Source organism: Akkermansia sp. BCRC 18949 (genome assembly GCF_045011645.1).
GTDB classification, from domain to species: domain Bacteria; phylum Verrucomicrobiota; class Verrucomicrobiia; order Verrucomicrobiales; family Akkermansiaceae; genus Akkermansia; species Akkermansia massiliensis.
In genome coordinates this window covers 1145708-1160230 of record NZ_CP123619.1, presented here as the reverse complement: position 1 = coordinate 1160230, position 14523 = coordinate 1145708, and the positions used below count along the sequence as shown (strand labels likewise).

General features: G+C 54.7%; 6 protein-coding genes. 3 read left to right on the top strand and 3 right to left on the bottom strand.

Features of this window, described 5'->3' with window-relative positions:
- The first annotated feature begins 130 nt into the window (after positions 1–130).
- From P8A25_RS04795 to P8A25_RS04785, 3 genes are all read left to right on the top strand, one after another.
- On the top strand, positions 131–289 hold the full coding sequence (locus tag P8A25_RS04795; RefSeq protein ID WP_022397449.1) for a hypothetical protein: 159 nt from the start codon (positions 131–133) through the stop codon (positions 287–289).
- Between the two features lie 18 nt (positions 290–307).
- Complete coding sequence (locus tag P8A25_RS04790; RefSeq protein WP_215443754.1) at positions 308–517, top strand: hypothetical protein; 210 nt, start codon at positions 308–310, stop codon at positions 515–517.
- An 80-nt stretch (positions 518–597) separates the two neighbouring features.
- A complete protein-coding gene (locus tag P8A25_RS04785) occupies positions 598–6303 on the top strand; it encodes an RHS repeat-associated core domain-containing protein (RefSeq protein ID WP_404838782.1) in 5706 nt (1901 codons plus the stop codon).
- A gap of 990 nt (positions 6304–7293) precedes the next feature.
- Here the strand turns inward: P8A25_RS04785 and uvrA are convergent.
- The 3 genes from uvrA to P8A25_RS04770 form a co-directional block, all read right to left on the bottom strand.
- Positions 7294–12816, bottom strand: coding sequence for an excinuclease ABC subunit UvrA (gene uvrA, locus P8A25_RS04780; protein WP_215442695.1), 5523 nt, complete (start codon positions 12814–12816; stop codon positions 7294–7296).
- 210 nt (positions 12817–13026) lie between these two features.
- Positions 13027–14025, bottom strand: coding sequence for a hypothetical protein (locus P8A25_RS04775; protein WP_215442696.1), 999 nt, complete (start codon positions 14023–14025; stop codon positions 13027–13029).
- A gap of 94 nt (positions 14026–14119) precedes the next feature.
- The gene (locus P8A25_RS04770; RefSeq protein ID WP_146019206.1) at positions 14120–14491 is read right to left on the bottom strand and encodes a hypothetical protein; all 372 of its coding nucleotides are present in this window, start codon (positions 14489–14491) and stop codon (positions 14120–14122) included.
- Positions 14492–14523 lie beyond the last annotated feature (32 nt).

Here is a 14523-nt window from a genome sequence, read left to right as displayed (position 1 = left end):
CCCCTCCCTTTTCACACGTTGCCATCCGCCTCAAAAACTCACCAAATATCATAACGTTCCCGGCGTGTTTACGTTGTTAGTTTTTGATTCATGGTAGTCGCAACCATTGAACAAACATCATTTCATTGCCATGAACAACACTTTCAACATCGGCGCCATGGACACCGTCTACCCCTTCATTCCCATGTACCCCAACGGACAGCCCCAGGGCAACTTCCTGGTCAACGGACTCTCCGCTCCCGTCCTTATCCCCAAACGAACTGCTTCCAACAACACCCGGCACGAATAGTCCGGATACCTCAAGGTCATGGCTCCCGCCACCTGTTTTCTCCACCTCCACGCCCACTCTTCCATCTCCCTTTCCATCCCCGCCAAGGATCTGGAACTCTCCACGGAGCCGGGCTCTTCCACCCCTCTCTGCCGCAGATCCAGTTCGACCAGGGATACTACTGGTGCCATATCGTCCATCAACACCAGCCCGACCAGGGATCGGAAGCCGAGTTCTGCATTGTCCTGATATGCGACAAGGAAGGAGAGCCCGACCTGGATTATTACCTGCTGGCGGAAAACACGCCTGCCGGCAAGGAGGGAGAAACCGTGCTAACCCTGGTCAACCTGTACCAGGAGGCGGAAGAAGGGAACTCGTCGAGCAGTTCGGCAGGGGGAGGAGATTCGTTTGAGTTTGATCCCAAGCCAAGCAGCAGTTCGAGCTCCTCCTCGTCAAGCAGTTCTTCGTCTTCATCCAGTTTCCAGCCGAGTTCTTCGGCTCCCGAGCCTCTGGATTCCTCCAGCAGCGCGCCGCTTTCTTCTTCCAGTTCGTCGTCTTCCAGCAGTTCGAGTTCTTCCTCGTCATCTTCTTCCAGCAGCTGGTCGTCTTCCAGTTTCCACAGCAGTTCCTTGCCGCCCCAGGAGCCGGATTCTTCCAGCAGTGCTCCGTCTTCCAGCTCCTCCTCGAGCAGTTCGAGTTCATCGTCTTCTTCCAGCTCGTCTTCCAGCAGCAGTTCGAGCTCTTCCTCCTCGTCCAGTTCTTCGAGCTCTTCGAGTTCCAGCTCCCTCTCTTCTTCCTCCAGCGAACCGGAGGAAGGAGGATGCCCATGCCCCTGTTCCTGTGATTGCGACGAAGACATCGAACAGTCCGATTGCAGCAAGAACACCTCCCATTTCTTCGGCGGCAACCCGGATGGAGCCGACGACTGCGAAGGCATCCTTGAAGTGGGCGAGGGGGATTCCGGAGGTAGAAATGGAGGAGGAGACAATCCCCCGCTTCCCCGCACTCTTGCCGAACCTTCCTCCCCATGTCCCATCACTCTGCGCTACAAGCATCCCCTCGAATGGACCGCCTCCTGTAATCCAGCAACCGGGCAGATCTCCGTCAAACGCCCCACGGGCAGTTCCATCTCCTTCCAGAGTTCTGACGGTCATGCCGGAGCCTCCGTCTCCGGAAGTTCGCGCAAGTTGAACTACAAGGTTCAGAAGCTGAATGCCGACATGTCTCCCTGCACCGGCGGCTCTCCCGCCTATCTGGACATGGTCCAGAGCAATGGGCGCACCCTGCGCTTCTCGGCAGCCACCGGAAAGGTCGTCTCCATGGTCTCCGCCTCCGGCGTGGAAACCACGGCTGAAGATTATTCCCGTCAGATGAAGGTGAACCGCCATCCTTCCACGGGAGCCATTGAGAGCATCTGGTCCAAGTCCCAGGGACTGCTCCAGGCGGTTGGGGAAGGCAACAGGCTCACCCTGGAATGGTACGCTCCCGGCCAGGTGAGCAAGAATGCGCGCGGCTTTGCCGGCACCGGAACTCCCTACAAGACGGTCAGCTATGAACTGAGCTCCGACCAGGGCGTGCAGGTGATGGATATCGCCGAACAGAGGGAGGGGATGCCTGTCTTCCGGACGCAGCGAAGGACGGAGGGCAACAAGGTGACGACCATCCAGGGAGAGGGGGATGAGCGCACCGTGCGAACGGTGGAGAAAAACGTGCTGCCCGGAGGCAAATGGGAAATGATTGAGAGCTTGCGCGGCATCAACGATGAAACGCCTTCTTCCTGTACCCGGACAGTCAAGAAGTACACCGAAGGGGGCTGGTTGACCATCAGCAGCACCCAGGGATACAACACACCTTTGGCCCAGACTACGCTTTACACCTACAACGACCAGTTCCGGGTGTCCCTGGAGATCAAGCCCGATGGAGGGTACACGCGCTACGAGTACGATGACCAGGGCAGAACCGTGCTTTCCGCTGCTCCCTGGGCCGGAGGAGGTGAAAAGGGGACACGCACGACTTACGCCGACCTGCGCTTTAACGACTTCAGACCCGCTACGGAAACCGAGGTGGTTATTGCCGAGGATGGAGAAGAAACCCAGCTTCTCAAGCGCACCTACACGTATGAAGACAGCCCGCAGGCCACCCGCACGACCGTGACGGAAACCGCCCTGGGTTCCGACCAGGTCCATGCGAGCATTTCGGAAACCTATGGTGAAGGAGCCGAATACCCCTACGCCCGGGGCAGGCGGAAGATGAGCCAGGGCGTCAATGGCGTCCAGACGGTCTATTCCTATGAAGCAACCGCGGAATACGGGGCCGTCCACAAGGTGACGGAGACCGTGCAGGCCAACGGAAGCATCGTTCCCGGACAAAGTACCCGGAACGTAGAGTACATCGCTGAAAACGGCGCCACCACCAGGAAAGAACAATACGTTCACACCGGAAAGGACTGGTCGCTGATTGCCTCGGAGGACTACGAGTACGACAACGAGCAAAGGCTCGTCAAGACGACGAAGGGCAACGGGCGCACCAGCACGACGGAATGGATGTGTTGTGGCCCGTTGAGGGAAACCGATGAAGACGGCATCACCACTAGCTACGGCTACAACACGGCCAAGCAGCTGGTGGAAACCATCCGCTCAGCTACTGAGACTACGCCAGAAACGATTACCTCCTACATGAAGGATGCGGCGGGAAGGACGATTGCCACACGCCGCGACATAGGAGCCATGACGACGACGGAAAGCATGGAGTATGACGATCAGGGACGGGTCGTTTCCTCTACGGACATCCTGGGACGGGTCACCAGGAAGGAATACAGCGATGACGGACTCACCACCACCGTCGCCACTCCTGCAGGGGCTACCCTGGTCACTCGAACCTACTACGACGGCACAACCACCTTACAAGGAGGAACGGGGCAAAGAGAGATGGAGACCCAGCTGGAGCTGACCGGGGAAGGCATCCTGACCACGACCTTGTCCAAGGGAGTTGTGCTGTCACGGTCTCTGGAAAACGGCTTTGGTCAGATCACCAGAGAAGAAACTCCCAATACCCAGGGAAAATTCATGGTCACTAGAAACACTTACAATAGTAAAGGATTGCTCGTGCATTCCCAGACGGAGGACATGGCTCCTACCCTCACAGACTACAATGAACTGGGAGAGATGATGAAGCAAACTGTCCTGCTGGATGAAGCGTACCCGCACGATCCCTCCGGCAACCGGATATCGGAAAGTTCCACCTGCTACCGGCTCCGGGAAGACGGCGTCTACCAGGTGCAGACTTCTACTACCTATAATGCGGATGGCCTTCCTCTCACCCAAACCACTGAGAGTATGGTTTCACAGCTTGATCTCCTCCTGGAAAGCAAGACCATTTCCACGGACGTCTATGGACAGCAGAGCATCCAGTGGACGGAGTACACTGCTCCCGCCACACGGACTCAGTTCAACCGCATTCCTACTTCAACTATCGTAGCCGAGTCGTTAGCAATTGACGGAGTCACCGTAAGCCAAACGAATCATGCCGGGATTCATTCTTCACAGGAACGTTCTTATACCTCTACGGGAATGATTCTAAAACAGACCGATGCCAGGGGTAATGTGACGACGATTGAAACTGATACAGCCGGACGTTCCGTCAAAGTCACTGATCCTGCAGGTAACGTAACCACCACCAGCTACCTGCCCTGCTGTGACCATCCTGCCTGCATCACCGATGCCCTGGGAGGAACTACCTGCTATTCCTATGACATGCGCGGCAGAAAGACAGCCGAGTACGGCACGGACATCCAGCCGGCCTGTTTCGCCTACGACGAAGCCGACCATATGGTCTCATTGACCACCTTCCGAACGGATGCAGGTGAAATCACCACTGATCCTTCCGACCGCACCGACGGGGATACCACCACCTGGCTCTATGACGAGGCTACGGGGTTGGAATTGAACAAGACCTATGCCGACGGCTCCTGCATCTCCAAAACCTACGACCATCTCAATCGTCTCCATACCCTGACTAAAGCCAGAGGGATCGTCACCACCCATGCCTACGCCCCGCTCACTGGGGAACTCGTCTCCGTCTTCCATAATGACGGCACACATCCATGGCTTTATTCGTACAACCACTTGGGTCAAATGACTTCTGTTCGGGACGCCTCGGGTATCAGGGAATGCTCCTACGATGCTTATGGCCGCATGATTCAGGACACTTCCTCTGGACAGGTGGAAAGTTCTCTTCAAGAAGAATACGATGCCTTGGGTCGTTCTGAAGGTTACCGCCTGATGCTCGGCACACGCACCGTGCAGCACTCCCATCTTGACTACGATTCCAAAGGCGGCATGATTGGGATGAATCTGGAAGGCATCGCTTCTCCCTTTGCCTGGCAGTACGATCCAACCACCGGCTTCCTCCACCATCTCACCTACCCCAACGGCATGGTCCGCCAAAACACCTACCATTCCACACTCAACCTCGTAACCGCTATCGGTTACAGGAAGGGAGCGGATGGCGAATTGGCGGCCGGCCACGAATACGACTACGACGCGCTGATGCGTCCTACTCAACGACGGGACTTATGGGATGCTGCCACTCCCGCGACGATAAGAGATTTTACCTACAACAGCCGCAGTGAACTGCTGGAAGACCGCATCAGCCGGGGAGGAAGCTTTGCGTACTGCTATGACAACATCGGCAACCGCAAGACCGCCCAGGAACTGAAGGAAGAAGTAGCTTATGAATCCAACCGGCTCAACCAGTACGCGGATATTGCCGGGGGAGAAGAAGATTTTACCCCCGTTTACGACGCCGACGGCAACCAGACCCGCATCAGGACCTCAACGGGCGTCTGGGAAGTCTCCTACGATGCCAACGACCGCCCCGTCGTCTTTACTAGCGGGGACGGACGGATCGTTGTTACTTGTAACTATGATTATATGGGACGTCGTTTTAACAAAAAGATTGTTACCAATGGAACGACCTCAAGCCATGTTTATTATCTATACCATAGTTATCTACAAATAGCCGAAATCAATTTGATGTATCCTAAGCCGATATTAGAAAAAAGCTATTTATGGGAATTGCACGGACTAACAGGCACGCGTCTCCTGATGATGACCAAATGGAAAGAGAACGAAACGGCAGTGAAAGAACATCTTTACTTCATGCACGATGCGATGAAAAATGTCACCTCCATCTTTGATGGACAGCAGATGAAAAGAGTCCAATACGAGTATGCTCCCTTCGGTAGTCTACTCATTACTAAGGGAGACATGGCCCGGGAAAACAAATTCAGATTCTCCTGTGAGTTCTCGGATGATGAATTAGGCCTTGTTTACTACAATTACCGCCATCTCAATCCCTTCGATGGCAGGTGGATCAATAGGGATCCGATTCAGGAAAAAGGAGGGTGGAATTTGTACAGAATAATAAAAAACATGATCAACATGGCATGGGATAGTCTTGGAATGGCAAGTTGTTCTGCTTTTGACCCTCAATTTGGTTACTCCACACCACCATGTTCACTTCGTAAAACGGAAGGATGGTCAGAAACCTGGCTTGATTTTGTTCGTTGGGTTGTCGCTGTGCACCCCGGTAAAACTGAGCACATAGAAAATTCAGAACAATCTTTGCTTATAAAGAATTCTTCCATAGGAAAAAAATTGATTGACGGATTTCTCAAAAAAAATAAAAATAGAAAGAAATGTTGGGAATGGGAAGGATATACGAATGTAAAATTAAAATTTGGCCCAAATGAATTTATCAGAGACCTACCCAATGGTCGAGCCCATTTTGTAGAAAGTGGTCGCGGTGATGTTTCTCTTGAAGTGGATTTAAAATTAAGTAAAATTATCGCCCATTTTCAAGTAGAAAATACAACGTCTCTTACATCATTTTTATATGGTATAGGACCCGAACTTAAATATTCAGGTCCCTTGGGAAATTGGAAACAAACCTATAGATGGAGTATTTCCTATTCGTGTTGCTTAAAAGATATGCCTGAAGAAATAAAAATACAGTACCAAATTGATGATATTTAAAAAAATACATTCCCCTATAATTTACCAGAACATTTCCAACCGACTAGCATTTGTCTTCCTTTTTAAAAATTATGAAAATAATAAAATACTTTGTTGTAATAATATTATTATTGATTACTGTTTTTATAATTGGACATAGTATTCTATTTTGTCCGTCTTTGGAAGATCCGTTTAATCTATATGGCCGCAATATTTACAAAGACTATTATTTATATTATTTTCGAGAGGGAGATATGTATGTCTTGTGGAAAAAGTATTCTCCATTACCTGGTATCCCCTTCAATCAGGCAGTTTCTTGTATTTATCAAAATGATATTCATACTATATTCGTCTGTATAGACAATGAATGGTACGAAGTTGATATGATGAATGATAATATTAAAAAGGTATCTGAAAATACGTTAATTCAACATCCTATTCCTCCACATATTTTCTATAAACAATTGTAATAGTCATCCAATAAATCGAACCAATATAAAAAATTCGAAAATATACAAAATATTCTTGTTGTGTCAATTATCCTACATTAGATGATGAGATTGAAATTTTGTACGCTTGTGATGCTTCTCTTATTCAATCACCAGACAAATACAGATTAAACAACTGAATCAGTACAAGATTAAAATAAATAATTCCGTTTTTGTTTCACAATGGCACCATTCTTGCAGACCATGCAAAAGTTGTTGATAAAATCATGGGAAAATTGATTCCAAGTTTCGCACGGACGGATTAGCTTACATGATATCGAAAGGTGGTGTGCACCTATAGATACAAAAAAGAGGGTCAAAAGAATTGGCATGTTGCCGGTCCTTCTCTATTAGCACGTTGCTTTTTCCATGATAAAAGTAAAGTGCCGTCTGGAAAAACAAAGAAAAGATAATACACGTATTTTATTTCCCTTGAAAAAACATTTCCGGACTGGACCTTGTTTCCTTCCTACATGGTAACGCCGTTTCGAAAAAATCCGGAACGGCGTTGCCAATGTTACGGCTATTTACCCTCGTCCAACTCGCGGCGGATATATTCCGCCGTGGGGGAGTTCTTTTTGGCTATCTGCTCCGGGGTTCCTTCCGCCACGATGGTTCCTCCGGCTTCACCGGGGCCGGGGCCCATGTCGATGATGTAGTCCGCCTCCGCCATGATTTCCGTGTTGTGTTCGATGACGATGACCGTGTTTCCCTGGTCCGCCAGGCGGTGCAGCACGTCGATGAGCAATCTCACGTCCCGCGGATGCAGGCCGATGGAAGGTTCCTCAATGAGGTACAGGTCACCGGGCAGTTCCTTGCCCTTCATCAGGGCGTTCCGGCTGACGCGCCGCCCCTTGATGAGCTCCGTCACCAGCTTGAGCCGCTGGGCTTCACCGCCGGAAAGCGTGTTGGAAGCCTGCCCCAAGGTCAGATAGCCCAAGCCGGTTTCCGCCAGCAGTTTGAGCGGGTCTGAGATGCGGGGCTGGCTTTCAAAGAATTCCGCCGCTTCCGCAAAGTCCATCTGGAGCACGTCTGCAATGGTTTTCCCCTTGTACCTCACGGTCAGGGTGGCGGCATTATAGCGCTTGCCCCGGCAGGTTTCACACGGCACGTAGCAGGGGGGCAGAAAGTCCATTTCCAGCTTTTGCATGCCCGTGCCCTTGCAGGATTCACAGTTACCCTGTCCCGTGTTGAAGGAAAAGCGGCCGCGGTCGAAGCCCAGCCTGCGGGCGTCCGCCGTTTGCGCGAACAGGGTCCGGATGTCGTCCAAAAAGCCCACATAGGTGGCGGGCGTAGAACGGGGCGTCTTGCCGATGGGGCTTTGGTCCACGCCGTACACCATGCGCAGCGTGTCAAACCCGGAGGAGGTTTTCCACAGCTTTTTCTGGTCCCGAGTGAGCTTGTCGCCGATGGCCTGGCGCGCCGCCAGCCGGATGGTTCCCGTCATCAGGGAGGTTTTCCCCGCGCCGGATACGCCGGTAAGCACCGTCAGCCGCCCCTTGGGAATGGCCACGTTCACGTCCTTCAGGTTGTGCAGGCAGCAGCCCTCCACCCTCAGCCATGCGGATTCATCCTTTTTAGCCGGAATCCTGCGCCTTTTCCCGCGGTAGGGATGGCGCGGCTTATGATGCAGGGCTGCGCCCGTGACGGAGTCCGGCATGGCTGCCAGTTCCTCAAAGGTGCCCTGAGCCATAATCCTGCCGCCATGGATGCCGGCTCCCGGCCCCATGTCCACAATGTGGTCCGCACGCTTCATGGTGTCTTCATCATGTTCCACTACCAGCAGGGTGTTGCCCCGGCGCTTGAGTTCATCCAGTGTACCCAGCAGCAGTTCGTTGTCCCGCGGATGCAGGCCGATGGTGGGTTCATCCAGCACGTAAAGCACGCCGCGCAGGTGGGAACCCAGCTGGGATGCCAGGCGGATGCGCTGGGTTTCCCCGCCGGAAAGCGTCGTGGCGCTGCGGTCCAGGGAGAGGTAGCCCAGCCCCACCCGCTGGAGGAAGTTGAGGCGCTGCGTGATTTCCGCCACCACGTCACGGGCAATGAGAGCTTCCTCCCGTTCAAATTTCCATCCTTTGACCAGTTCCGCGGCGGCTACGGCAGGCAGGGAGGCGATTTCACCGGGAGTCACTCCCTGAAGCCGCACGGCGCGCGCAAATTCATTCAAACGCACTCCCTGGCAGGCGGGGCAGGTTTTCACCCCTTTGTCATCGTCCGCCTGCCGCGCCAGTTCCTTGTCATATTTCAGTTCGGCTTCCAGCAGAGATTGCGCCTGGTCTTCCTTCATCTTTCCCTTGCCCACGATGCCATGCCCGCGGCACACAGGGCACCACCCGCGTGGAGAGTTGAAGGAGAACGTGTACGGTTCCAGTTCCGGGAAAGATTGCCCGCAGGAGGCGCACGCAAGCTTGGTCCCCATCAACTCCGACCGGCTGGAACCGGGCGGAAGCACTTGCAGGAACCCTTCCCCCATTTCCAGCGCGGCATGCACCGCTCCGGCAAGTTTTTCCGGGGTCCAGGAGGCCTCCGGACGTGAAACGACCAGGTCCAGGTCATGGCTGGAATAACGATCCAGCGGCTGGAATCTGCTCAACGAAACCAATTTGCCGTCCACCCACATTTCCTCATATCCCTTTCCTTCCGCCCAGCGGGCCAGATCGGCGTAATGCCCCTTGCGTCCCCTGACGAGGGGAGCCAGCAAGGCCAGACTGCCGTGTTTTTTCAGCTGCCGCACCACCAGCTCCACCACTTCGGATTCCGATCTTTTGCCCACCGACACGCCGCACTGCGGGCAGTAGGCCTGCCCCAGCTTGGCATATAGCAGACGCATGAATTGCCAGATTTCTGTCACGGTGCCCACAGTGGATTTGGTGCCGCCGCGGGACATGTTCTGTTCAATGGCCACCGTGGGGGGCAATCCGGTCAAGCGGTCAATGTCAGGGCTTTCCAGTTGTTCCGTGAATTGCCGGGCGTACGGGGACATGACGTCCATGAAACGCCGCTGCCCTTCCGCAAAAAAGATGTCGAAGGCCAGGGAGCTTTTCCCGGAGCCGGAGAGCCCGGTCAGCACGGTCATTTCTCCGCGCGGCACGTCCAGGTCCACGTTTTTCAGGTTATGGTGGCGCGCTCCCCGCAGGGCCATCACGCCTTCCGGTATGTCCACGTCAGCGGATTCCGGCATGGCGGCGTCCGCCGGATCGTAAACGGAAGGGCGCCCTTCCAGCACATCCCGGAGGTATTTGCCCGTATATCCCTTCCCGGAGGCTACAATTTCCTCCGGTGTGCCCGTGGCTACCACATGGCCGCCGCCTGCGCCGCCTTCCGGCCCCAGGTCGATCACGTAGTCCGCGGATTTGATGAATTCCGGGTTGTGCTCGATGACCAGCAGGGTGTGCCCCTGCTCCACCAGTTCCCGGAACACGGCCAGCAGAATTTCAATATCGGCAAAGTGAAGTCCCGTTCCCGGCTCGTCCAGAATCAGCATCTTGGGGCTGTTCGCGCCGGATCCAATCTGGTCCAGCAGGATTTTAGCCAGCTTCAACCGCTGGTTTTCCCCGCCGGAGAGAGTGTTCAGCGGCTGCCCCAGGGTCAGGTGCCCCAGCCCTACGCGCTGAAGCACGCCCAGCTTGGAAGCAATGCGGGAGGCCTTGGCCCCTTTTTCCGCTCTGAAGTATTCCAGCGCAGCCGCCACCGTCATGCCGAGCACATCCGCAATGTTCCTGCCGTCGCGGTACACGCTCAGCACTTCACTTCCGTACCGGGAGCCGTGGCACAGCGGGCACTGCACGAAGATATCTGAAAGAAATTGCATTTCCACCTTTTCACTCCCCATGCCCATGCAGCGCGGACAGCGGCCGTCGCCGCTGTTGAAGGAGAAGAAACCGGGCTTCATGCCGCGCGCACGGGCTGTTTCCGTCTCCGAGAAGAGGGAACGTATTTCTTCAAAGACCCCGGCATAAACGGCAGGAGTGGAGCGCGGGGTCCGGACGATGGGACTCTGGTCCACCATCACCACTTCATCCAGTTGTTCCCAGCCCTTGATGGATTTGACATGGGCGGGTTCATCCTCGCATACGGCCCCTTTTTCCACCAGAGCGTTCAGGTACAGCACGTCGTGCGCCAGGGTGCTTTTTCCAGACCCGCTGACGCCGGTCAGGCAGGTGAAGACGCCCAGAGGCACTTTCACGTCCAGCTTGTGCAGGTTGTGGCGCGTGGCGCCGGATACGGTCAGGAATTGACGCGGCTTGCGCCTCTTTTTAGGCACCGCGATGCGCCGCCTGCCGGAAAGGAACGCCCCCGTCAGGGAGTCCGCAACTTCCCCAATCCGGGCAGGTTCTCCGGAATAAACCAGTTTTCCCCCCTCCCGGCCAGAGCCGGGCCCCATGTCCACCAGGCTGTCCGCGGCACGCATCACCGCTTCCTCATGCTCCACTACCACCAGCGTATTCCCGCGCTTTTTAAGCCGGTTCATGGCGGAAATCAAACGGGAAGTGTCGCGGGGGTGGAGCCCTACGGTGGGTTCATCCAGCACAAACAGGGTATCCGTCAGGGAAGCGCCCAGGCAGGTCGTCAAGCTCACGCGTTCAATCTCCCCGCCGGAAAGGGAGCGCGTGGGACGGTCGGACGTCAAGTAGCCGAGACCCACTTCATTCAGATATTCCAGGCGGCTTCTGAGTTCCGCCACGGCATGCTTCAAGCCGGGGTCTTCATCCGCGCGCGGCGTGACGTATTGATCTACCCAGGCCAGGAGTTCGTCCATGGGCATCCCGGAGAGTTCCGGCATGCTTCTGCCGCCCACCTTGAATTGCAGGGCTTCAGGCCTCAGGCGCAAGCCATGGCAGGAGGGGCATTCCTGATAGGTGCGGAAACGGCTCAGGTACACCCGCACATGCATTTTATGCGTGCGGCTTTCCAGGTACCTGAAAAAGCCCGCAATGCCGTACCACAGGCCTTGTTCATACATTTCATCCGGATCCTCTCCGTCCCCGTACAGCAGCCAGTCCCGTTCCCACTGTTTCAAATCCTTCCACGGTACATCAAGACGAACTTTGCGGGTATTTTTGCGCCAGCCGCGCATCAGGTCCTTCTTGCATTCGGAAAACACCTTGCTTTCCCCTTCAAAAATATGGATGGCCCCGTCATTGACGCTGAGCTCCGGCTTGATGCACCGGTTGTAGTCAATGGTGATCACGCGGCCATAGCCGCGGCACTCCGGGCATGCCCCCAGGGGGGAATTGAAGGAGAACAATCCGGGCCGCGGCTCCATCAGCGGATGCCAGTCCCCGCGGAATTTCATGGCGGGCAGCCAGATGCCGTCCACGCGGGGAATCACATGGGCCACGCCACCACCCAGGCGCATGGCCGTTTCCAGCGCTTCCAGTCTGCGCTCCCGCTGGTCTTCCGCCAGCTTCACGCGGTCTTGAATCACCAGCAAAGGAGCCCCGTCCTCCAGGGTCCATTCCTCGTCCTCCAGCCGGAGGGCCTCTCCATGCGCAAAGGCGCGCAAATACCCCTGCGCCACCAGATTCCTTTTCAGCGTGGGCAGGTCCACGGATTCGGGCCGCGCCACTTCCAGGCAAACCATCACCTCCGTTCCGGAAGGAAATTCCTCATGCAGCTTTTCATCAATGGAGCCGGGTGTTTCCGGCTTGATTTCCCGTCCGGTTTCCGGATCTATCCCCACGGCCAGACGGGCGAAAACGAATTTCCAGTAATCGTTCAGCCCTGTCATGGTTCCCACCGTGGAGCGGGACGTCCTGACGGAGTTGCGCTGATGCAGGGCGATGGCCGGAAGAATGTTCTCCACGGCATCCACGTCCGGCTTGTCCATACGGTCCATGAACTGGCGCACGTACGGGGAAAAGGTTTCCATATAACGCCTCTGCCCTTCCGCATACAGCGTGTGCATGGCCAGACTCGTTTTCCCCGATCCGGAAGGTCCCGTCACCACCGTCAGCCGCCCCAGGGGAATGTCCACATCCACATTCTGCAAATTATGCTCACGGGCGCCGCGGATGCGGATGCGCCCATCCTCAAAATGACTCATAGAGTAATTATATCATCAATTTGGAATCATTCCAAGAGAAGTACCTGTCATGAACCATGGACCACCACACGGTTCCACAACAAAACCGGCCAAGAAAAAGTTTACGTTTATCCTCTTTCCCAACTGATCGTCTGCCTCTTTCCATGTATGACGCAGCCGGAATGCAATGGCATGCGCCTCCCGTTTCATGCCTAGTGCTCAAGCGCCGGCTTACATGCTCATGCACGGGCATTCTTCAATTAATGCAGGCAAAATTTCCTCCTCCGGACAGGAACGGAAGTCTTCCGGAACCGGAAGTATCATGGCCGGAGGACCGCCTTCCGGAATCTCCATGGAAGGCAGCCGCACGGGCAACATTTTTCCGGGGCGCCTGTTCCATGAATAAGACCAGCCATGATCGTTCCCATCAATCCGGATGAGCACGGCCCTTCCGGCACGAATCATCTGGCTGTCCTGTTTGATCTCCACGTCTATCAATGCTCCTTTCAACGCGGAGCATCGAATCTCCAAGGAGACGGAAGAAAACCTTTTCCGGCTCGTAACCGCGTACATGAATGGGGAAGGAAGAGAACTCTTTCCCCTTTCTTCCAAAGGATAACAATAATAGGTGACGGATTCGATATCCGAAATCCACTTTCCATGAACATATTGTTCCCGGTCCGGCCTGAGCCAGGGAAACAGGTATTCCACGGAACCATCCAGAAACGCCGTTTTCCTGTTCCTCAACGAAAGCCTCATCCATTTGAAAAACAGCTGTTCATCATCACAATAACGGCGCAAGAGCCAATAGGCTCCCAGAACGGCCATGCATCGGTTGATGAGGACGGCGTTTTCCCCGTTCCCTCCATCGTCCAGCCATGTTTCCTTCATCGCGCCGGAAGCGTTGCAAATCACATGGAAACGCAAAGAACGCTGCGGATCTACCCTATCCAGCATATCATCCAGAATATCCTTTTGCCGCGCCTCCACGATGCACTCCGCCAGTGAGAAAAACTTCCCCCCGTTCTCCAACCCGTGAACCATGCTGGAAAATCCGGCATTTTCCAGCCGCACCATGCCCGCCTTCGGCAGGTAAGAAGCGTCATGTTCCATCACCAGGCGCGTTCCCCGAATTTCATCGGGCATCCTCTCCATCAGGATGCGGTACGCTGAAAAGCCGACGGCGCAAACGGCCAGCACCGCACATCCCATCCCCAAAAGAGGCTTCATTCCGCCTTCATACCACAAGCAAGCGCCTCCACACAGGAATTTCCGTTAACATTCAGATAACAAAAACGTCTCTGAACGGAACCTCCCTCCATTACTATTTATGTTTCTCCCACCCTCCCAAATTTATTCCGCACAGGGTAATATCCACGGAATCCGTTCCCTCGGGCCATGGAACAACAAGCCTGTAACCGTCCGCATAAGGCACCTTCCGGGAAGCTCCGGGAGTGGAATGAGTATACAGAGCAATGCGCATTTCATTCCCCTTCATGGAAACTTCCGCATACAAATCCCCGTGGTAATGGGAATCAAGTTCAAAATGCATGAAAAGGTTGCCGTCCTCATCAATCCCCTCGGACAGCAAATTCACTTCCTGCTGTTTTACGGCGCCGTTTTCCTGGCAGCCGGCCATCATGCAAACAGCCGGCAGAAAAAGGGCCAGCCCGGCGGAATGGAATACTCCGTACATGCTCATTCTCTCCTTTCCCCTATACACTCCTA

What these genes read in the sequence shown, in the direction of transcription:
- P8A25_RS04795 (WP_022397449.1), top strand. Translation starts at nt 131, where the DNA reads ATGAACAACACTTTCAACATCGGCGCCATGGACACCGTCTACCCCTTC.
- P8A25_RS04790 (WP_215443754.1), top strand. Translation starts at nt 308, where the DNA reads ATGGCTCCCGCCACCTGTTTTCTCCACCTCCACGCCCACTCTTCCATC.
- uvrA (WP_215442695.1), bottom strand. Translation starts at nt 12,816, where the DNA reads ATGAGTCATTTTGAGGATGGGCGCATCCGCATCCGCGGCGCCCGTGAG.
- P8A25_RS04775 (WP_215442696.1), bottom strand. Translation starts at nt 14,025, where the DNA reads ATGAAGCCTCTTTTGGGGATGGGATGTGCGGTGCTGGCCGTTTGCGCC.
- P8A25_RS04770 (WP_146019206.1), bottom strand. Translation starts at nt 14,491, where the DNA reads ATGTACGGAGTATTCCATTCCGCCGGGCTGGCCCTTTTTCTGCCGGCT.